This window comes from Ralstonia sp. 110700041-2, from assembly GCF_056280165.1.
Genome location: NZ_JBSFAI010000002.1, coordinates 468,253 through 488,521, shown reverse-complemented (window position 1 = coordinate 488,521; position 20,269 = coordinate 468,253). Strand labels below are relative to the sequence as shown.

At 64.0% G+C, this 20,269-nt stretch carries 23 protein-coding genes; 14 read left to right on the top strand and 9 right to left on the bottom strand.

Translation table 11 applies throughout. From position 1 onward, the window contains the following. Positions 1-5: 5 nt before the first annotated feature. The 3 genes from ACUXH0_RS04845 to ACUXH0_RS04835 form a co-directional block, all read right to left on the bottom strand. Positions 6-353, bottom strand: a complete 348-nt coding sequence (locus ACUXH0_RS04845; RefSeq protein ID WP_024542260.1) for a hypothetical protein — start codon at positions 351-353, stop codon at positions 6-8. Positions 354-482: 129 nt separating this feature from the next. Beyond that, complete coding sequence (locus ACUXH0_RS04840) at positions 483-1,799, bottom strand: MFS transporter (RefSeq protein WP_004631889.1); 1,317 nt, start codon at positions 1,797-1,799, stop codon at positions 483-485. A gap of 101 nt (positions 1,800-1,900) precedes the next feature. Next, positions 1,901-3,529 (bottom strand): gamma-glutamyltransferase family protein, encoded by a 1,629-nt coding sequence (locus ACUXH0_RS04835; RefSeq protein ID WP_012436279.1) that lies wholly within the window; start codon positions 3,527-3,529, stop codon positions 1,901-1,903. Between the two features lie 124 nt (positions 3,530-3,653). Here ACUXH0_RS04835 and ACUXH0_RS04830 point away from each other — a divergent pair, with 124 nt between their 5' ends. Both ACUXH0_RS04830 and ACUXH0_RS04825 read left to right on the top strand, forming a co-directional pair. Then, a complete protein-coding gene (locus ACUXH0_RS04830; RefSeq protein ID WP_004631893.1) occupies positions 3,654-4,538 on the top strand; it encodes a LysR family transcriptional regulator in 885 nt (294 codons plus the stop codon). Between the two features lie 35 nt (positions 4,539-4,573). Continuing rightward, positions 4,574-4,984, top strand: coding sequence for a DoxX family protein (locus ACUXH0_RS04825; protein WP_012436278.1), 411 nt, complete (start codon positions 4,574-4,576; stop codon positions 4,982-4,984). A 7-nt stretch (positions 4,985-4,991) separates the two neighbouring features. Here ACUXH0_RS04825 and ACUXH0_RS04820 read toward each other — a convergent pair whose 3' ends face one another. Next, complete coding sequence (locus ACUXH0_RS04820; protein ID WP_004631897.1) at positions 4,992-6,548, bottom strand: MFS transporter; 1,557 nt, start codon at positions 6,546-6,548, stop codon at positions 4,992-4,994. A gap of 73 nt (positions 6,549-6,621) precedes the next feature. Here ACUXH0_RS04820 and ACUXH0_RS04815 point away from each other — a divergent pair, with 73 nt between their 5' ends. From ACUXH0_RS04815 to ACUXH0_RS04805, 3 genes are all read left to right on the top strand, one after another. After that, entirely contained in the window at positions 6,622-7,530 is a 909-nt protein-coding gene (locus ACUXH0_RS04815; RefSeq protein ID WP_004631898.1) for a LysR family transcriptional regulator, read from the top strand. Between the two features lie 64 nt (positions 7,531-7,594). Next, on the top strand, positions 7,595-8,560 hold the full coding sequence (locus ACUXH0_RS04810; protein ID WP_004631901.1) for a LysR family transcriptional regulator: 966 nt from the start codon (positions 7,595-7,597) through the stop codon (positions 8,558-8,560). A gap of 35 nt (positions 8,561-8,595) precedes the next feature. Beyond that, positions 8,596-9,063: an MliC family protein gene (locus ACUXH0_RS04805; RefSeq protein WP_004631903.1), complete on the top strand. Its 468-nt coding sequence runs from the start codon at positions 8,596-8,598 to the stop codon at positions 9,061-9,063. On the opposite strand, the gene ACUXH0_RS04800 is transcribed toward ACUXH0_RS04805, so the two are convergent. The 5 genes from ACUXH0_RS04800 to ACUXH0_RS04780 all read right to left on the bottom strand — a co-directional run bounded on the left by ACUXH0_RS04800 (position 9,060) and on the right by ACUXH0_RS04780 (position 13,866). Next, on the bottom strand, positions 9,060-10,025 hold the full coding sequence (locus ACUXH0_RS04800; protein WP_012436277.1) for an MBL fold metallo-hydrolase: 966 nt from the start codon (positions 10,023-10,025) through the stop codon (positions 9,060-9,062). The two genes, ACUXH0_RS04805 and ACUXH0_RS04800, sit on opposite strands and share 4 nt — an antisense overlap. Before the next feature lie 38 nt (positions 10,026-10,063). After that, complete coding sequence (locus tag ACUXH0_RS04795) at positions 10,064-10,525, bottom strand: DUF192 domain-containing protein (RefSeq protein ID WP_004631906.1); 462 nt, start codon at positions 10,523-10,525, stop codon at positions 10,064-10,066. A 90-nt stretch (positions 10,526-10,615) separates the two neighbouring features. Beyond that, positions 10,616-11,956, bottom strand: a complete 1,341-nt coding sequence (locus ACUXH0_RS04790) for a cytochrome-c peroxidase (protein ID WP_012436276.1) — start codon at positions 11,954-11,956, stop codon at positions 10,616-10,618. Then, complete coding sequence (locus ACUXH0_RS04785) at positions 11,953-13,467, bottom strand: metallophosphoesterase (protein WP_012436275.1); 1,515 nt, start codon at positions 13,465-13,467, stop codon at positions 11,953-11,955. The genes ACUXH0_RS04790 and ACUXH0_RS04785 overlap by 4 nt, the downstream gene beginning before the upstream one ends. A gap of 186 nt (positions 13,468-13,653) precedes the next feature. After that, entirely contained in the window at positions 13,654-13,866 is a 213-nt protein-coding gene (locus ACUXH0_RS04780; protein WP_004631913.1) for a hypothetical protein, read from the bottom strand. Between the two features lie 146 nt (positions 13,867-14,012). Between ACUXH0_RS04780 and ACUXH0_RS04775 the strand changes: the two genes are divergently transcribed. The 9 genes from ACUXH0_RS04775 to ACUXH0_RS04735 all read left to right on the top strand — a co-directional run bounded on the left by ACUXH0_RS04775 (position 14,013) and on the right by ACUXH0_RS04735 (position 19,930). After that, positions 14,013-14,627 carry a hypothetical protein gene (locus ACUXH0_RS04775; RefSeq protein ID WP_012436274.1) on the top strand — a complete coding sequence of 205 codons (615 nt, stop codon included), beginning with the start codon at positions 14,013-14,015 and terminating at the stop codon, positions 14,625-14,627. 260 nt (positions 14,628-14,887) lie between these two features. After that, positions 14,888-16,138 carry an NADP-dependent isocitrate dehydrogenase gene (icd, locus tag ACUXH0_RS04770; RefSeq protein ID WP_004631917.1) on the top strand — a complete coding sequence of 417 codons (1,251 nt, stop codon included), beginning with the start codon at positions 14,888-14,890 and terminating at the stop codon, positions 16,136-16,138. Between the two features lie 179 nt (positions 16,139-16,317). After that, a complete protein-coding gene (locus tag ACUXH0_RS04765; protein WP_182593677.1) occupies positions 16,318-17,565 on the top strand; it encodes a tyrosine-type recombinase/integrase in 1,248 nt (415 codons plus the stop codon). Continuing rightward, the gene (locus tag ACUXH0_RS04760) at positions 17,562-18,095 is read left to right on the top strand and encodes a hypothetical protein (protein ID WP_182593679.1); all 534 of its coding nucleotides are present in this window, start codon (positions 17,562-17,564) and stop codon (positions 18,093-18,095) included. Before ACUXH0_RS04765 ends, ACUXH0_RS04760 begins: the two co-directional genes overlap by 4 nt. 95 nt (positions 18,096-18,190) lie before the next feature. Continuing rightward, entirely contained in the window at positions 18,191-18,394 is a 204-nt protein-coding gene (locus ACUXH0_RS04755; protein WP_182593681.1) for a helix-turn-helix transcriptional regulator, read from the top strand. 9 nt (positions 18,395-18,403) lie between these two features. Next, a complete protein-coding gene (locus ACUXH0_RS04750; RefSeq protein WP_182593683.1) occupies positions 18,404-18,733 on the top strand; it encodes a helix-turn-helix domain-containing protein in 330 nt (109 codons plus the stop codon). 3 nt (positions 18,734-18,736) lie between these two features. After that, complete coding sequence (locus tag ACUXH0_RS04745) at positions 18,737-19,201, top strand: hypothetical protein (protein ID WP_182593685.1); 465 nt, start codon at positions 18,737-18,739, stop codon at positions 19,199-19,201. A gap of 209 nt (positions 19,202-19,410) precedes the next feature. Then, positions 19,411-19,623 carry a hypothetical protein gene (locus tag ACUXH0_RS04740; protein ID WP_182593686.1) on the top strand — a complete coding sequence of 71 codons (213 nt, stop codon included), beginning with the start codon at positions 19,411-19,413 and terminating at the stop codon, positions 19,621-19,623. A 1-nt stretch (position 19,624) separates the two neighbouring features. Then, positions 19,625-19,930: a hypothetical protein gene (locus tag ACUXH0_RS04735; protein ID WP_182593688.1), complete on the top strand. Its 306-nt coding sequence runs from the start codon at positions 19,625-19,627 to the stop codon at positions 19,928-19,930. Positions 19,931-20,269 lie beyond the last annotated feature (339 nt).

The window sequence follows — 20,269 nt, the reverse complement described above, 5'->3', positions numbered from 1 at the left end:
ACGCCTCAATGCAGCACAGCATGCGCGCGCTTGTGCGACGTGCGCAGCGGCGTAATACGGCCCAGCGTGGCGCGCGGCAAGCCATGCAGCAGCGCGCCGATTACCGCATCCACATCTGCGTGAGCCAGTTCGAGATCAACGGTGACCGCTTTGCGGCGCGCGTCATGCCGCACGATGTACAGCCCGAGCGCGTCCCCAAGCAATGCATGCATCTGCCGCCGAACCGCATGCGGTGTGTCACCGGGCACGGTCACGCGCAGACGCACGTGCTGGCGTGCCGGCAGAGCCACTGCGCGAGGTACCGCCGCCGGAGAAGGCGGCAGCAATTGCGGAACCAGCGAAGATAGGAGCATCGATCGCGCCATGATGGAAGGTGGCGACGGCCCGCGTCGCCATGTCGTTGAACATGACGACACCGTATCGATTCGCTCGTAAAAAGCGTGAAAAAGGGGTGTGACGCTCCGTAAAGAAAGTGTAAATGCTCAGGCAGCGCCCACTGCCTTGCGACGACGCAGCGCGATGATCGTCAGCGAGATGCCGCTCACCGCAGCGGCCGTCAGCACGTAGTAGCTCGGTGCCAGCGTATCGCCCGTCGTATGGATCAGCCATGTGACGATGAACGGCGCGAACCCGCCAAACAGCGTCACGCCGAGGCTGTAGCCGAGCGACAGGCCGGTCGAGCGCACGCGCGTGGGGAAGATCTCCGACATCAACGCCGGCATCGGGCCTGAATACGCTGCCTTGAAGATGCCCGACACGGCTTGCAGCGCCAGCAGCGCACCGATGGTCGGGTACGCGCGCAACAGCGCAAACATGGGGTAGATCAGCAGGATCATCAGCGCCGATGTGGTGAGCATGATTCGGATGCGGCCGATGCGATCCGACAGCGCGCCCATCACCGGCGAGAGCAAGAACTGCAACCCGCCGTTGAGCACCACCACCGCGAACGACTGCGCCGCCGGCAGGTGCAGTTGCTTGACGGCGTACGTGGGCATGTAGAGCTGCAGCACATACACCGACACCGTCGACTGCGCCACCACGCCCACCGCCAGCAGCAGGTTGGTCCACTGCGCTTTGAACGACGCCTGCGGGTCGACCGTTGCTTTCTTCTGCTCGGCGACGAACTCCGGCGTCTCATCCAGATGACGGCGGATGTAGAACCCCACCGGCCCGACCAGCAGACCGAAGATGAACGGCAACCGCCAGCCCCAGCCTTCCAGATCCGCTTGCGTGAGCGATGCCGTGAGCAGCGCTCCCAGCCCGGCCGCCAGAATGGTGGCAATGCCCTGGCTGGCGAATTGCCAACTGGCGTAGTATCCGCGCCCGCGCGGGCTGTGCTCGACCATGAAGGCCGTCGCGCTGCCGAATTCACCACCCACCGCAAAGCCCTGCACCAGCCGTGCGAGCAGGATGGTGATGGGCGCGACGATACCGATTTGCTGGTAGCTCGGCATCACGGCAATCACCAGCGTGCCGATGATCATCAGCAGGATCGACAGTGTCAGTGCTGCCTTGCGCCCCTTCCTGTCGGCATACATGCCCAACACGATCGCGCCGACCGGCCGCGTGATGAACGACACGCCAAAGCTGCCCACCGCAAACAGCAGCGACACCCATTCGTCATCGGCCGGAAAGAACAGCTTGCCGATGACCGACGCGAAGAAGCCGTAGACAAGAAAGTCGTACCACTCCAGCGCATTGCCGATTGACGACGAAATGACGATGCGGCGTGCGTGCGCTGCACTCGTGGGCGCAGGACGAGCAGGTGCAGCAGTGCCTGCCGCAGAGGGGGCGGTCATGATGAGGGTTCCTTTGGTGCCGGCCGGGATCGTTTTTATGGGAACTGCAGCGCGTTGCCCGCCCGGTCCAACGGGTCAGCGCGCTGGTGCGGCGGGCCTCTTTAGAAGCCCACCGCGTGGCCGTCGCGGCGGCTGTCGCTGGCGGCCACGTAGCCGTGGTCGGCGTCGTCCGACAGGCGCCAGATGAACTGGCCGGAGCCGAAATCCATGTACGGATCGGCCACCGATTCAAGCTTGTGGCCTCGCGCTTCCAGTGCAGCGACGGTCTTGGCGTTCATCGTGCCTTCCACGTCGAGCGTGAAATCGCGGTTGACCTTCCAGCGCGGGGCATCGCACGCGGCCTGCGGCTGCTGCTTGTAATCGAGCATGCGCACGAGCGTCTGCAGGTGGCCTTGCGGCTGCATATCGCCGCCCATCACGCCAAAGCTCATCTGCGGCTGGCCGTCCTTGGTCAGGAACGCCGGGATGATCGTGTGGAATGGCCGCTTGCCGCCTTCCACCACGTTGGCCGAACGCGCGTCCATCGAAAAACCGAAGCCGCGGTTCTGCAGGCTGATGCCGGTGCCGGGCACCACCACGCCGGAGCCGAAGCCCATGTAGTTGGACTGGATGAACGAGACCATCATGCCGTTCTCGTCGGCGGCCGTCAGGTACACCGTGCCGCCGGCGCGTGGCATGCCGAAGGTCGGCATCTGCGCGCGGCCCATGTCGATCAGCTTGGCGCGCGCATCGAGGTACGCGTCGTCGAGCATCTGCTCGGGCGTGACGTCCATCGAGCGCGGGTCGGCCACGTATTGGTAGAGATCGGCAAACGCCAGCTTCATCGCCTCAATCTGCAGATGCTGCGAGTCTGCCGAGTCGACGGGCAGGGCGCCAAGATCGAAGCGATCCAGAATACCCAGCGCGATGAGCGCGGCGATGCCCTGGCCGTTCGGCGGGATTTCGTGCAGGTCGTAGCCGCGGTAGCGCTTGGTGATCGGCTTGACCCATTCGGGGCGATAGTCGCGCAGGTCTTGTGCGGTCATGCTGCCGCCGCATTCTCGTGAATAGGCGGCGATGCGCTCGGCGAGTTCGCCTTCGTAGAAATCGCGGCCGTTGGTCTGGCCGAGGCGGCGCAGCGTGGCGGCTGCGTCGGGCAGCTTGAACTTCTCGCCCACTTCCGGCGCGCGGCCGTGCGGCATGAAGGCCTGCGCGTAGCCGGGCTGGTTGTGCAGTTCGGGAATGGCCGCTGCCCATTTGTGCGCAACGATGGGCGCGATGGTGTGGCCGCGCTCGGCAATCTCGGCGGCGGGTTCCAGCACATCGGCAAACGGCAGCTTGCCGAAGCGTTCGTGCAATGCAGCCCACGCGGAGATGGCGCCGGGCACGGTCACCGCGTCCCAGCCGCGTGTGGGGCGCTTGGGGTTGCCGTTGGCGTCTTCGCCGTATTTCTTGCGGAAGTAGTCGAGGCTCCAAGCCTGCGGCGCCGTGCCGGAAGCGTTCAGCCCATGCAGTTCCTTGCCGTCCCACAGGATCGCGAATGCATCGCTGCCGAGTCCGCACGAGACGGGCTCGACCACGGTCAGCATGGCCGCCGCGGCGATGGCTGCATCCACGGCGCTGCCGCCCGCGAGCAGCATGCGCAGTCCAGCCTGTGCGGCCAGCGGGTGCGACGTGGAGACAACGTTGCGCGCAAACAGGGGAATGCGGACGGTGGGATAGGGGTTTTGCCAATCGAAGCGGTGGGACATGGGGCTCAAGCGGTGATAAGCGGGAATGTTTGACGAATGATTATTTGCGGTGCCCTGGATTTAATAAAGTTAAAATTCATTGGATCTTGCTTAAGAAAAACTTGATAGTCCGCCGCGCCTTGCCGTGAGTACCGTCCGCTTTCTCCGCACCTTTGTCGCCGTGGCGCGCCATGGCTCGTTTGCCGCAGCCGCCGAGCGCGTGGCACTCACGCAGGCCGCTGTGAGCCTGCAGATGCGCGCGCTCGAAGCCGAGCTGCGCCGCGACTTGTTCGACCGGTCGGGGCGGACTGTCACGCTGAATGCGCATGGTCGCGCGCTGCTGCCACAAGCCGAGCACCTGCTGGCGCTCTACGACGCCATGCGCGTCGGTGACGAACCGCAGACGGCGTTGTCCGGCGCGGTGGCGATTGGTGCGGTGGTGTCGGTGATGGGGTCGCTGGCACATGCGGTGGCGGGGCTCAAGCAGGCGCACAAGGGACTGGACGTGAAGCTCATTACCGGCAAATCGGGCGAGCTGGTGGAGCAGGTGGAAGCGGGCGAGCTGGATGGGGCACTGGTGGTCGAACACCTTGAGCGCCTGCCTGCCAACCTTGTGTGGCACCCGCTCTATACCGAGCCGCTGGTCGTTGTGGCGGGCCGCCACACACGCGGCCGCGCAGAGGAAGTCCTGCGCACTCACCCGTTCCTGCGCTTCGACCGCGCGGTACGCACCGGCGCCCTGATCGATCGCGCCCTGCGCAAGACGCACATGGCGGTCAACGAGTTCATCGAGGTCAATTCCATCGAGGCGATTGTCGAACTGGTGCGCCAGCAGGTAGGGGTGACACTGGTGCCGCGCCTGCGCCGCGCAAGCTGGGAGAGCGACCCGGCCCTGCGCGTGCTGCCCCTGCCGCCGCAGACGCCGGTGCGCACCGTCGGCATGATCGAGCGGAAAGAGCACGTGCGGCACGGTGTGATTCAGGCGGTACTCGATGCGCTCGAAACCACACTTGGTAAATCCAGCGCCTAGACTGCAATCACCAAAGCCCGCCCTGGAGGCCCAAAATGGACGCGTTCATCGAACGTTGGCGCAACGAACTAATGCTGCTCGCCCGCATCCTCATGATGGTGCTGTTCGTGATGTCCGGGTGGGGCAAGCTGACGGGCTTTCAGGGCACCGTCGGCTACATGGCCAGCACGGGCGCGCCCATGCCGATGGTGGCCGCAGCGGTTGCCGTCGTCATGGAGTTTGGCGTGGGTATCGCCTTGCTGATCGGTTTCTGGACGCGGCCGCTGGCGCTGCTGATGGCGTTGTTCGTGCTGGGCACTTCGTTCATCGCCCACAGCTACTGGAGTATGGAAGGCTCCATGGAGGCCGCCAACAAGATCCAGTTCTACAAGAACCTGAGCATCATGGGCGGGCTGTTCCTGCTGGCAGCGGTGGGGCCGGGCAAGTACGCGGTGCAGAAGTCGTAGTGCGCGCTCAGCGCAACGACCGCTGCACCAGCACCAGCACGGCAAACACGCCGCACGCCACGGCAAACCAGCTGAAGAGCTGCGTGCCGGCCAGCAGCGTTGCCTGCCGGTCGATCTCGGCCGACAGGCTGGCCAGGCGCTCCGGCGTGAGCGGGTTGGCAGCCTGCAGGTCTGCCGTGAAGCGCGTGACGTGCGCCACGATCAGCGAGCGCGATTCCGCCTGCTGCGTCTGCAGCGACACAGCCGCCAGCCCCGTGCCCACCGCGGTCGCAAACTGGCGCGCAATGTTCTTCATCTGGTAGCCGTGCGCGAAGTCTTCGCGGTCGAGATCGAGGTAGGTCATCATCGCGACCTGGATCATCACCGCGCCTGGCGTGATGCCTTCCAGAATCGACACGGGGAAGAACGCGTAGTCTGGCGCGCCCGGCATCAGGCTTGTTGCCAGCAGCAGCGCCGCTGCCGCATACACGGCAAAGCCGATGGCGATGAAGCGCCGCTTGCGGAAGAAGAACGGCAACCAGGCGGTCATGGCGACGGCTACCACGGTCGACACTGCCCCGCTGATCATCAGGAACAACGTGGTCGTGCGGAACGTAAAACCCAGGCCGCCTTGCGATACCGCCGGAAAGAGGTACGACCAGTACCCGCTCATCAAGTAATAGATGCCGTAGAAACCGATGCCCCACAGGTAGCGGCGGCCGTTCAGCCGCGAGAGATCGAGCCACGGGTCTGGGTGCGTGCGCAGGCGGTGGATGGCCAGCAGCAAAGAAGCCGTACCGCCCAGCAACAGCAGCGGAATCAAAGGCGAGGCCGTCAGCCGGTTGTAGCGCAGCTCCGACAGGCCCACCAGGAACGACAGCGCACCGATGGCCATGGCGCCCACGCCAACCCAATCCCACTGGCCGTCTTCAGGCGGCGCTTCATCGGGGCGCCGCGCGGCGCGTGTGCGCGGCTGATGATGCTCGGGCGGCAGGAAGAACACCGCCATCCATGCCACACCGGCCAGCGCCAGTTCGATCCAGAAAATCACGCGCCATTCGCTGTATTCCAGCACTTCGGCGCAGATCCACGGCGCAATGGTGGTCAGTCCGAACAGGCCGACGCTGAACATCAGCATCGGCGGAATGCGTTCGTCGGGCTCGGCTGCGAGTTGCACCAGGATGCGCGACGCCGAGAACAGGCCACCCGCGCCCAGGCCCTGGATGGCCCGTCCGATGATCAGTTCGCCGATGTTGTTGGACTCGGCGCACACCACGCAGCCGATGGCGAACAGCACGATGCCCACCAGCGAATACATGCGGTAGCCCACGTGCGCCGCAATGCGGCCGATGGCGAGGTTGGCGACGACGGCCGCCACGGCATACGCTGTGACAGCGTACAGATAGGCATCGGGGCTCGCATGCACACCGCCCTGGATGTGCTGGCCCGCCACGGCGAACATCTGCGACGAGACGAAATCGAGGCCCGTGGAGAGGCCCATCGCCAGCCCAAAAGCGTGGACGCGCGCCGAAGAAAAATGGGGAAACGCCCGCAGGGATGCGGGTTTGAGGATTTGCAGCGACATGTGCCCGAGCTTAAACTTGCCCGCCAGCCGGATAAACGGCCAACTCTAGGAACACTGTCCAGTCATGCGAACAATGGAGTGGAACGATTGGGAAACCTTCTGCCGCGTGGTGGAGGCCGGCAGCTTTACCGCCGCCGCCGAGGCGCTGGGCATCCCCAAATCGACCGCCAGCGCCGCCGTTTCACGGCTGGAAGCCGGGCTGGGCGTGCGGCTCATGACGCGCACCACGCGACAGTTGCGGCTGACCGAAGCGGGCTCGCACTTCTACGACGACATCGCGCCGCTGTTCGAGCGCCTGCGCGAAGTGCACGCCGACACCACCGCGGCCAGCGAAACCGTGGCCGGCACGCTGCGCATCGCTGCGCCGTACGAAGTCGGTGCGCAGCACCTGACCGAACCCGTGTGCCGCACGCTGGAGAAATACCCGCATCTGCAAATCCAGGTGCACATCTCATGGGAACAGCCAGACCTGCTAGCCAGCGGCTTCGACATCGTCTTCGTCATGGTTGACCAGGTGTTGCCGGATTCGTCGCTCGTGGCGCGCCGCGTGGTGCTCATCCCGCGCGGCTTGTATGCATCGCCGGCCTTGCTGGCGGAACGCCCGCCGCTCAAGACGCCCGCCGACCTGGCCGGCTGGCCCTGCCTCTCCGGGCCTGACGACGCGAGTTGGGCCTTCCGCCCCGTTGGCGAGCCCGCCGTCGAACCAATCGAAGTCCCCATCCAGCCACGCCTGCAGACGTTGAATGCCGAAATGCGCGCCCGCGCCGCCGTGCGGGGCCTGGGCGTGGCCCGCATGGCGCGCTCTGTGGGCGATACGGAAGTCGCGGCCGGCCGGCTTGTGCGCGTGCTGCCCGATTTCGAGTTGACCGCGCTGCGCGTCTACGCGTTGATGCCTGCCCGCAAGCTGGTGCCGCGCAAGGTCCGCGTGTTTCTGGATGCGCTGGAAGCGGAGGGCGCTTCCGCCACACCTGCACCCGCCTAGCCGAAGACCGGCGCCGGATGTCACAATCGGCGCTTCCCTATTCGGATTGTGAGGACCGGCGGCTATGCGTTTGCGCCAGATCGAAGTCTTCCGCGCCGTGATGCTGGTCGGGACCGTCAGCGAGGCGGCGCGCATGCTGAACGTGTCGCAACCCGTGGTGACGCGCGTGCTGCAGCACACCGAGCTGCAACTCGGTTTCCGCCTGTTCGACCGCACCAAGGGCCGCCTGCAGCCCACCGCCGAGGCGTTCGAACTGTTCAGCGAAGTCGAGCGGCTGTACCAGGAGGTCGAGCGCGTGCGGCGCGTGTCGGCCAACTTGCGCCACAAGGGGGCGGGGCGCTTGCGCGTGGCGGCTACGCCCAGCCTGGCGCCGAGCATTCTCGCGCCCGCCGTGCGGCGTTTCTCGCAGCGGCATCCCGATACGCTGGTGCGTGTGTTCACGCACCACACCGCCGAGATCGTGCAGGGCTTACTCTCGCAGGACATCGACGTCGGTTTCGCCTTTGCGCCGCCCGTGCATCCGGCCATCAGCACCAAGCCGGTGGCGCAGGGGCGCATCCTGCTGGCCGCGCCGCGCGCCTGGGTGAGCGGCAAGACCGATGGGCGCGCGCTGCACAAGCTCGTTGCCGAGAAGCCTTTCATCGGATTGGAAGACCAGATCTCGCTTGGCTCGCTGGTCGGGCAGACATTGGCGCGCGGCGGGCTGGCGCCGCAGTCGACGTTGGAAGTGCAGACATATTCGTTGGCGCGTTCGCTGGTAGAGGAGTCGCTCGGCGTGACGATGCTCGATCAGTTCACAGCCGCCACCGGCAGCATGGAGCGCATCGCGCTGTTCGCGCTGGAGCCGGCGCAGACGTTTGATGTGCGTGCCATGCGTGCCGAGCATCACGCGCCGTCATCGTTGGCCGATAGCCTGGTGCAGTGCTTTGCCGAGGCCGCGCGTGCGCTGTCCGATGAACTCCCGCAGCGCGTCGAGCCGACAGCATTCGTGCTCAAGCCCACCGAACCTGACAGCGACGCGGCGGACTAACCGACTTGCGCTGACCATTCTCAGGAGACGGATCCATGCGTCGTTTCGCAACTGCAGTGATGTTCGGGCTGGCGCTGGGCGCCGGCGTCTTCAGCGGCGTCGCCACCGCCCAGCAATCGCCGGTGCCCGGCATGTCGTCCGACGATCTGAATACCGCGCTCGACTTTGCCAAGGCGGGGCTCAACAAGGCGATCGATCAGGCGCGCGCCTATTCCGCGTTGCCGATCAAGGACCCGCACGACGTGCGCTACACGTGCGAAGGCGGCAAGACGCTGCTTGTGAAATACATGACCGTGGGGGATACGCCGCTGGCCGCCATGACCCTCAACGGCAAGACGCTCGTGTTTGCCAACGTGATGGCCGCGTCGGGTGCGCGCTATGCGTCGGGCCAGTATGTCTGGTGGACGAAGGGCCCCACCGGTTTCCTCGCCGACGAGACCCTGTCCGGCAGCCGCAACCAGCTTTACCGCGATTGCAGCGAAGCGAGCAGCGGCCGTCCTTAAATTTCCTGCAGATCGCGCCCGACGATGATCTCGCCCTTGAAGTGCGGGCGCACGGCATCCAGCCAGACTGAATCTTCCAGATACGGATAGCCGCCGGGCACGAAGTGCGACAGCACCAGTGTCTTCACCTTGGCCTCGGTGGCAATGCGGCCGACCTCTTCGGTGGAGGTGTGGCTCGCCAGCAGATGCTCGCGCAGCGTCTTGGCGTTGGGCTCGGTGGACAGCAGCTTGTCGAGCGACGGCAGGTGCATCACCTCGTGCACAAGCACATCGGCGCCGTATGCCAGGCGCACGAGGTTTTCGCTCGGCGCCGTATCGCCGGAGATGACGATGGAGCGGTCTGCCGAATCGAAGCGAAACGCGAATGCCGGCGAGACCGGTGGGTGCTTGACCAGCGCGCTCGTCACCTTCACGTTGGCATCCTGCATGACGAGGCCGCCCTCGGTCAGCTCGTGCGGATGAAGCATCGGCGCCAGCGGCGGGCGGCCTTCATCGGCAATGCGGGTGCGGATGTCGTAGTCGTACAGCTCAAGGAACTTGGTCGTCATTGCGGCCAGCGGGGGCGGGCCCCAGGCGTCGACGGGGCCGGTCAGGTCGGTGGCCCAGGCGAGCAGCATCAGCGTGCCGTAATCGGCGTTGTGATCGGAGTGCTGATGCGTGATGAAGACGTGGCGGATGTCCTTGAGCTTGAGGCCCGCCGTCACATACTGGCGTGCGACACCGTTGCCGCAATCGACCACGTACGACACGCCGTTGATGACGATCACCTGTGCCGGCGCCGAGCGATTCTTCTTCGGCGTCGGCCCGCCCGCCGTGCCCAGCAAGATCAACCGCGTGCCCTTCTTGGGTGCATCGGCGGCCAAGGCGCCAAGCGGCAGACCTGCCGACGCCGCGCCCGCACCCACGGCCAGCGCGCCGGCCTGCCGCATCCAGCGGCGACGGTTGTTGTCGAAACCGTGCATGCGGCGGTCTCCTCTCTGTTGTTGTATGTGCGTGGGCTTCAGCGCGGCAGCCCGCCCACCTTCATGCCGGGCTTGACGCCTTTGCGTGCAAACCAGCCCTTGTTCATTTCCAGCGCGTAGCTGCCAGCCCGGGTGGGGCAGTGATTGTCTTCGGTCTGCGGCTTCATCTCGGCAATGTCGGAGATGGTGCCGTCGTCGGTGATGAAGGCGATGGACAGCGGCAGGTCAGTGTTCTTCATCCAGAAGCAGTGGCCAGCGGATTCATCGAACACGAAGAGCATGCCTGCGGTATCGGGCATGGTCTTGCGGAACATCAGGCCGGTCTCGCGGGTTTGCGGGGTGGCCGCCACTTCGGCCTTGACCTTGTACATGCCGATGGTCAGGTCGACCACGGGCAGGCCGGTATTCGGGGCGGTGGGCGCGGCGGGTGTCTGGGCGAGGGCTCCGGTGGCGGCAACGGCCAGCGACAGAGCGGCAAAGAGGCGGGACAGGGTGGTCATGGCGCGAGCGGATCGGAAAAGAAACGCTCCATGATCGGCACTCGGCCCGCCGCCGTCAATGAAACGGCGGCGGGCTGTGCGACGAAGTTGTTACCGCGTGTTGGTGCCCGCGGGAGGCTGATGTTCGAGGGCGACCGTCTTCGCGGCCACCTTTGGCGCATGCACCGAGCGCGCCTTGTCGGCTGCCGGATCGGGCATCAGCGCCACATACCGCGCATCGGTTAGCGTGCGCAGGAATGCAACGATGTCGTCGATCTCGTCTTCCGTCAGCGCAGGCGTGGTGCCGGGGCGGCGGTTCATCGGCACGGCATTCACGTTGATATTGCCCTGGTACTTGGCCGGCACATCGTTGAAGCGCTTGCCGCCGGGGTACCACTGCGCGGGGTCGGTCGAGCGGGTGGCATAAAACGCCACCGTGTCGCGCAGCGTGCGGAACACGCCGTTGTGCATGAACGTCTGGCGCACCGCCACGTTGCGCAGGCCGGCCGTGCGGAAGTAGCCGCACCACTGGTTGGGCTCCGGCCATTTCAGCGTGCGGGCGGTCTGGCACAGGCCGACGTCGAAGTGGCGCGCGTCCTTGTTGGCGGGCAGCAGCGGGTTGCGCGGCACAGCGATGGCGTCGTAGCCGAAATCCGTGAACAGGGACCGCTCTGGACGCGACGACGATTCCACCATCAGGTGACACGACGCGCAGTTGCCTTTGTCCGGATTGCGGAACAGGGCGAGGCCGCGCATCTCGGCGGCGGAGAGCGGCGTGCGCTTGCGCAGGAAATCATCGAAGCGCGAGGTGAACGGCGCCAACTCATCGCTCTGGAAATAGGCCTCCAGCGCCTTGCCCAGCACGCTGACCAGGCGTTCGGGCTCATGCACCGCATTGGCGCCGAACTGCTTTGCAAGCGCCTCGCCAAGGTCGGTGCCGGCCACCTTGCGCTGCAGGTCGCGCGCTGAACGGTTGCCCATTTCGTCCGGGTTGAACAGCGGGCCGCGAATCTGTTCCGGGATGGAATCTGCTCGGCCATCGGCAAAGAAGCCACCGAACGGCGACGGGAAGCTCGCGTCGTCATCCTGGAAGAAATAGCGATGCGGGATGTAGCGCAGGTACAGCAGCGACGGCGCATTGCGTGCCGCAACATGCCCTGGGCGGCTGCCGGCCGGCACACCGATGCGCAGCGCCTCGCCCTTCAGCGTGGGCCCGAAGGCGCGGCCCGGATCATGGCACGCCGCGCATGCGGTGCCTTGCGGCTCCGACAGGCGCGGGTCGAAAAACACCCGCTTGCCGAGCGCGACGAGGTTCGGGTCCGGCTTGAACGCGGTCGACTCGGCGGGCGGCGGCACGGCGTCCAGCCTGGGCGTCATGCCGATCGATTCGGCCGCTGCCGCACCCGAGAAGAGTGCGGCGGCAACGAGCAGCGTGGTGCTCAGGCGCTTCAAGGTGCAACGAAGCCGGTCTTGTCGCACACCAGGCTCGTGCCGTTTTGCGTGCACGTCGTCAGCAGCTTGCCGGCCACGGTGTAGGCCTTGAACAGCCAGCCCTTGGCGGGCGCGGCCTGGCGGTCCATCACCATGAAGCCGAACGAGTTGTTGTGCGAGATGCTGCCAACGGTCACACCCGAAGCCGGGCTGATGGCCGGGAACGGATCGGGCAGGGCCACGTCGAGCGAATCGCCGGCGTTGCCGGCAACGATGGTCGCGGGGTGGTTGCTGGTGAAGTTGATGGCCTGGAAGTCATGCACATGGCCGTGCAGCGCGACCTGCACGCCCGGGGGGTAATACGCCGTGGCGTTCAGGCTGTTCATGACCGACAGCAGCGCGGCATTGCCGCCCAGTGGCGTGCTGCCCGCGATGGGCACGAAGCCCAGAATCGGGTGGTGATTGGTGAAGATCGACATCACGCCCGGCTTGGCGGCCAGCGTGCCCACCGCGCTGAACTGCTTCTGGTAGGTCTGGAACCACGGGTCGGTCGTCGCCAATGCCGTCGTGCCGGCCTTGGCTGAATCGAACACGATGACCTGCGTGTCGCTGCCGAGCGCCACGGCGTATGGGTCCGACGCATTGGCTGCCGTGTCGTTGGCCGGGTTGTCGCACGAGCGGTCGGCCGAGTACGGGTGCGGATCCAGGAAGCGGTACCAGCCCTGGCCGGCGCGTGCACATTCCTCGTGGTTGCCGCGCACAAGCACCCACGGCGCTGCGGCCATCAGCGGGGCGGCGGGCTGGAACAGGTCGGCCTGCCACGTATCCCAGCCGTAGCCCCAGGGGCTGCCCTGGCAGCCGGCCACGTCAGGCGGGCAGGCGTTTTCTCGGTAGTGATAGTCGCCCACGTGCAGCACGAGGTCTGGGTTCATCTTGGCCGCCGTGGCGGCAGCGCTCGCAAACGGCCACGACAGCGGGTCGTTACACGACTGGAACGTGTTGCTCGACTTTTTCATGCGGCAGCCGGTGTCCGCCAGGATCACCACGCGCTGCGGGTTGGCCTTGGGCAGCGGCAACACGCGTGAGCCGATCGACGCGGCCTTTGCCGTGGATGCCACGGTGGCTTCGCACGCGTTTACAGGGAAGGACGAAGCTTTCGAATCGCTGGCGGCACTGGCCGTGGTGCGCTGAGCCGGCGTACCGGCCGCCACACGCAGCGTCATGCGCGTGGCGGTGCCGTCCACCGTCAGCAGCGGGCAGACCGAGCTGTCGACGGGCGAGGCGCTGTTCGTATAGCTGGTGACCGCGCGCACGACAGCCTGGTTGCTGTCGCCGATTTCCACCCATGCGGCCTGGATGTTGGCGTCAGCCGTGGCCGCATCCGAGGGCGTGGCCGTCGACACCGGCGTCGAATCAGACGACGAGCCACCGCAGCCGGCAATTATGGCGGCAGCGGCCAGCGCGGCAAGAGAGAGCATCGTGAACACGGTGCGTTTTCGTCGCACCGGAGCGAACATCGATCGGAATTCCATTGCGCCATCCCTTTTTTTTGTTGTGAGGAACGGGCAAGGTACTCAAGCTTGATGGCGCTATTTTGACAGCCCAGCACGCGCGCCCGGGATTTCCGTTCAGCAGGCGAGGGCGAAAAAAAAGCAGATGCATAAGCACCTGCTTTTTCTGTATCGGCCGAGCCGCGTGGGCCCGGCAGAAACACAAGCTTATTGCTTGGCGGCGTCAGCAGCCGGAGCCGAAGCGTCAGCAGCCTTCTTGGCAGCCTTCTTGTGGTGGTGCTTCTTGGCCTTCTTGGCCTTCGGAGCAGCCTTTTCGGCAGCAGCCGGAGCAGCAGCTGCGTCAGCAGCCGGAGCGGAGGCTTGAGCGAACACACCGGTGGCGAACAGGCCGGCGATCAGGGCAGCGATCAGCTTCTTCATGGTGAATCCTTTTATAGATCAGTGAGTTAACCAACGACCCGCTTAATGAGTCATCTGCAATAACGCAGGCCGTTACAGGCGCGTTGACATGTTCCGTCGAATTTTTTGTGGCCCCGGGCGAAAGCCTCTGCGTCGCCGGATCCGCCATGTGGCGCATGTTGCGCTGCGCAAGAAAGGTGCCCGCCGGACGATGCGTCGTGACTGCGTTTCGGACCCATCTGATTGGATGGGGGCGCCTGAGCCTTGAAAATGCGAGCCGATTTTGTTCAAGGCCCGCCGTGTCTCTGCCGTCGTCATCTCCCCGCCCCACCAAGCCCGCCCAGCGCAGCAAGCCTGCCCATTTCCGGCGCCGCGATTTTGTTCTGGGCTGCGGCGCCTTACTTGTGCTGGGCGCCGTGCCGGGTTTTCGTCCGCCTTCGCGTGACGCTTCCAGCCTCGACGATTTCATGCTGGTGTCGCAGACGATCTCCGGTGCCCCGCCGGACCGCCACGTGGGCCTGTCCTGTTTCAGCCATTTGCACCGGACTGACGATCGCTTCATCGAACACATCCAGACGCTTGCGTGGCTGGTCAGGCGCAATCCGGGCCTGGACGGCGTTGGCCTAGTCCGCTTAATCGATGCCGACAGCGCGTGCGACCTGCGCGCCGCCTTGGCCCGCCTTGTGGATGCCTGGAGCGCCCGGCTGGATGCGGATCCCGCGTGGGGGGACATCCGCCCGCTCATCGTCAGGGCTTCTGAGGCCAGCCTGTCAGGCAGTTGACAGCCGCCCCGATGCGTGCGGCAGTATGGCGGATGGTGAAATTTTCCGGCATAATGCGGAATTCACTCTTGTGTCTTATATAAGAGTTGCGGCTTGCGCGAGATGCGTGATTTGTGCGGTGCATCGTGAGAGCGTCACCGTAGGCCGTTAGAATCGCCAGTTCACTGCAGCGCGCCACGCCGGCCAACCCGTGAGCGGCGCGCTGTGCTGTCAATCCCCACCGTCCACCCGCTAACCTGCGGTCTGCACTGGAGTCGTCCATGTATCAACACATCAAGGTCCCGGCCGGCGAGAAGATCACCGTCAACCAAGACTTCTCCCTCAACGTTCCGAACAACCCGATCATTCCTTACATCGAAGGTGACGGCACCGGCTTCGACATCACCCCGGTGATGATCAAGGTGGTCGACGCAGCGGTTGAGAAGGCTTACAAGGGCGAGCGCAAGATTTCCTGGATGGAAATCTACGCCGGCGAGAAGTCGACCAAGGTGTACGGCCCGGACGTGTGGCTGCCGGAAGAAACCCTGCAAGTCCTGAAGGACTACGTGGTGTCCATCAAGGGCCCGCTGACGACGCCGGTGGGCGGCGGCATCCGTTCGCTGAACGTGGCGCTGCGCCAGGAGCTGGACCTCTACGTCTGCCTGCGCCCGGTGCGCTACTTCAAGGGCGTGCCTTCGCCGGTCAAAGAGCCGGAGAAGACCGACATGGTCATCTTCCGCGAGAACTCGGAAGACATCTACGCCGGTATCGAATTCGAAGCCCAGAGCGACAAGGCCAAGAAGCTGATCAAGATTCTGCAAGACGAATTCGGCGTCAAGAAGATTCGCTTCCCGGAAACGTCGGGCATCGGCGTGAAGCCGGTTTCGCGCGAAGGCACCGAGCGTCTGGTGCGCAAGGCCATTCAGTACGCGATCGACAACGACAAGCCGTCGGTCACGATCGTGCACAAGGGCAACATCATGAAGTTCACGGAAGGTGGCTTCCGTGACTGGGCCTACGCGCTGGCACAGAAGGAATTCGGCGCCGAGCTGATCGACGGCGGCCCGTGGTGCAAGTTCAAGAACCCGAAGACGGGCAAGGAAATCATCGTCAAGGACGCGATTGCCGACGCCTTCCTGCAGCAGATCCTGCTGCGTCCGGCCGAGTACTCGGTGGTGGCAACGCTGAACCTGAACGGCGACTACATCTCCGACGCTCTGGCTGCGCAAGTCGGCGGTATCGGCATCGCCCCGGGCGCGAACCTGAGCGACTCCGTTGCCATGTTCGAAGCCACCCACGGCACGGCACCGAAGTACGCAGGCAAGGATTACGTGAACCCCGGTTCGGAAATCCTGTCGGCCGAAATGATGCTGCGTCACATGGGCTGGACGGAAGCCGCTGACCTGATCATCTCGTCGATCGAAAAATCGATCCTGTCGAAGAAGGTCACGTATGACTTCGCCCGTCTGCTGGAAGGCGCGACCCAAGTGTCGTGCTCGGGCTTCGGTCAGGTGATGATCGACAACATGTAAACTGATCCGGAGTGTTCCGGAAAAGTCCAGAAAACCCCGGTGTACACTTAGTGTCGCCGGGGTTTTTTGTCTCTAGAGTTCCAGAAAGAGTGAGTACGATCCGGCGCTAAGTGAGTGTTGTACGGAGTATTTTGGGGGTGAGGCAATACTCAAAATACTCACTTCTGAGGATCGCTGCCATGCGCCACTTCAACTACAAGCTGACGCCCACCCGCATCAACAATGCCAAGCCCAAGGAGCAGCCCTACAAGCTCACGGACGGCGGCGGCCTGTTCGTCCTAGTGCACCCGGGCGGCTCGAAGGCCTGGCGCTACCAATACATGCTCTCGGGCAAGCGCCGGTCGGTCCTGATTGGGAGCTATCCCGAAATCGGCGTGTCTGATGCGCGCGACCGGCACACCGAGTACAGGGCAATGGTCGAGCAGGGCACTGATCCGGCCGAACACCGGCGCCAGGACAAGGCAGAGCGCAAGGCCAAGGAATCACTGCAGGAGGATGAGGGGCTATTCAAGGCGTTCTCCCTCAAGTGGATCGATGAGCGCTTGGCTACGAAAACCGAGGGGTACCGCAGCCAGATCAAGTCGCGCTTGGAACGTTTCGTGTGGCCGGTCATCGGGCGCAAGGCTTTGGAAGACGTGAAGCCGTCCCACGTGCTGGAGATCATCGAGGCCCGGCGCGCCACGCCAAACACCGCGGAGGGCGTACGGGTCATCATTCAGCAGATCTACAACTACGCCATCCAGAAGCTGCTTGTAGAGAGCAATCCGGCAGTTCCTCTGCGCGGCGTCATCACCGTGCCCAAGGCTGAGCACCACCGGCACCTCAGCGAATCGGAACTGGGCGCGTTCTGGCGCGCTCTCGGGCGCCAGGGCGCACACCCGGCTACCACCGCGGCGGCGCGCCTGCTGGTCTACAGCATGTGCCGCAAGTCCGAGGTGCTGCGCGCGAAGTGGGCGGAGTTCGATCTCGACAAAGCCCAGTGGGACATCCCTGCCGAGCGGATGAAGTCGCGCCGCCCGCATCGTGTGTATCTGTCGCGCCAAGCCATTGAGGTGTTGGAGATCATGCGCGCGATCAGCGGCGATGGGGTGTACGTCCTCCCCTCGGTGAAGATCGCCAGCGTGCCGCTGGCCGAGGCCACGCTGAACCACCTGTTCAAACGCCTGGACTTCGGCGTGCCCGAGTTTTCCCCGCACGGCACGCGTGGCACTGCGGCGACGCTACTGCGCGAGCACGGATTTAGCCGGGATGTGGTTGAGCTGCTACTTGCCCACACAGAGCGCAGCCAGACGGCGGCGAGCTACCACCATCACGAACTGGAAGCGGAGAGGCGCAAGGCGCTGCAGTACTTGGCTGATGAGATCGATCGGCAGGCGGCCATCTCGGCGGCTGGAAACGTAGTCAACATTAAGGGGAAGGCGGCATGAGTTCCATCCCCCCAAAACCGGACGCCGTCGCGGACGAGCAGATCGAGGCCGCACATCTACGGGAGGAAGTTGCCCGCCTTCAGGCTGAGAATAGGGAGCTGAGTGCGAAGGCATGGCTACTGGAGCAGCAGATTTCGGAAATTGGCCCAGAGAATGCGCGGCTGCACAAAGCTCATGTTGCCGCGCTCACTGAGATCGCGCGCCTTAAAGCGCCGAAGCAGAAGGGTAGGCGGGGCCGGCCACGCAAAGATGTGATCGGCACATACGAAGAGCATTTGGTCCGCACGACATTGGAAGTCGTGGCTCGATCAATGTGGAACGGCGGCAAACAGCTCACGGAACGTCAAGCCGCCGTCATTGCGGACAAGACCCTGCGCGAGGCAGCTGCAGAGCTTCAAAAGGCTGGCATACCGGGCGCCTTTGATGGGCTCTCAGCCAGCTATCCGGCTGACGAGGAGTCGATCTACAACGCATTCCGTCGCGGAAAGAGGGCGGCGGGATTGGCTCGTCGGCGCCAAACCAGGAAATAGCGATTATTTGATCGGTGATCGTCGAATAGCCGATCAATACCATGCAAGGCCATGAAGCGCCGGGTTGTTCCGTCGCACGCTCACTGGAGTGATTCATGGCCTCAAACATCCAAACAGCTCTGACCATCCTGCGGCGCAAGCAGGTCGAAGCCGCAACCGGGCTTTCGCGGTCGAGCATCTACCAACGCATCAAGGAAAAGACCTTTCCCGCAGCGATCCAGCTGGGCCCGCGGGCTGTCGGCTGGCGAGCCGGCGACATTGAAGCGTTCCTGGCAAACCCCGCCGGATATAAGGCATAAGGGGCGCGCATGACCACCAAGAACGAGAAGGGCCGCAACTCCTGCCAGAGCGCGACCCAGAAGACCACCGAGATCAATGATAGGGACATGTCGATCGCAGCGCAATGCAAGCGCGTGCTCGAATACCTAAAGTCCGATGGGCAGACCACTTACAGCCTACGCGCCAAGGGCATTAGCCATCCCGCGCAGCGTGTGAAAGAGCTTGTCCGGCTCGGCTACAGCATCTGCTCGGACCGGGTCACTGCCGTCGATAGCGACGGATTTTCACATGTCAACGTGGCCAGATACTGCCTCATGGATCGCGAGCCGGATCTCGTCGACATGATGGAGGCCGCGTGATGTATGGCGAAGGAAGACAAGAATTGGAGCGGCGTCGCGCACATCCGCATCCGGCTCGACATCCTGAACTCGCCAGCATGGCGAGTCCTGAGCTTCACGGCCCGAGCGCTGTACATGGACATGCGGGCCAGCCTGCGCTCAACGAACAACGGCGACATCAATGCGGCGCTTGGCACGCTGACGCACAAGGGCTGGAACTCGCGCACGACGATCCTGAAGGCCATAGGCGAGCTAATCACACTCGGCTTCATAGCCAAGACCAGGCAGGGTTTGGGCGGCCCCACAAACGGCTCCTGCAGCCTGTATCGATTCACAGATGTTCCCACCTACGAGCAGCGGAAGGTGGGCGTGAGCGGGAGCAAGGCGACGTTCGAATACTTGGCGTTCAAAACGGTCGGGGAAGCCGAGCAAGCGCTGCGGGAGTGGGCCGAGAACGAGGCCAAGCCGAAGGCTCGGAAATCAAAATGACCCGACAGATTCTGGACGCGACCTGTTCAGATTCTGGACGCGTGACGTACAGATTCTGGACTCGATGCCTTTCCCCGCGTTCATTTTCTGGACGCGACAAAACAGCCCAAACCCTTATCAGTCAAGGCCCGAGCCGTATTCCGGCTGGCGCCGCCCTCGCGTCCATTTTCTGGACACCTTAGTACTTACCAACCCGAAGGGGGATTTCAATGCAAGTAGCAACCTTTGAGCGCCGCTATGACGGCACGTATCGGGCAGCTTCGCCCATGGCCCAAGAGCGTCTCTCGATGGACGCTTTCACGTCGATTCATGGCGGCGCCCCGGCGCCTGCCGAAGATGCCGCGAAATGCGTTGGCGTGCCGGCGGGTTTCACCCTCTGGCGCACGGGACGCGGCGAGCTGATGGCAATTCGGGCGGACTGACATGAACGAGAACGACGACAAGTTCGACGCACGCACGGCAACGGAGGCCGAACGGCGAAAGAAGCTGGCCGAAATCAACCGCGGCGGCACACGTCCGGCAATCCAACCCGACGAGGGTTTCGACGCACGTACCGCCACACCTGAAGAAGTGCAGGCCCAGGCGAAGAAGCTGGGTGGCCGCATCACGCCAAAAGATGTGAACGTGTTCCTTCGCCGCAGCGGCGAGGCAGGCCAGAAACTCAGCGACGACGGCCTAGTGGGAATGATGGCGTTGGTGCTGCAGGAGAAAAAGGCGGCTGGCGAGTAAGCGGGCGACTGACTGCTGCTACTTTCGAGCTTTAATCGCCATTATCGCCCGCCTCGCGCGGGCTTTTCTAATCCGAAAGGTTGATAATATGCTATCAGTCCGGAGACTGCGTGTCGTTTGGCCTGCAGGCTGCAATTGCGGCTATATCTTAGGGTTTGACGAAGACGCAAGTATTCGCGCGCGGCGCATGGCCGCCAAGGTAGCTAAAGTGGCGCAAAGCCTTGCTGGAAAAGCCTTTTGCGTTGAAATAAGCCTGCTGGAAGCCATTAATTTAGAGGGAAATGCGGTGCTAATATATTATCACTGCAGATAACCGCGATTTCATTCTAAAGATGTATT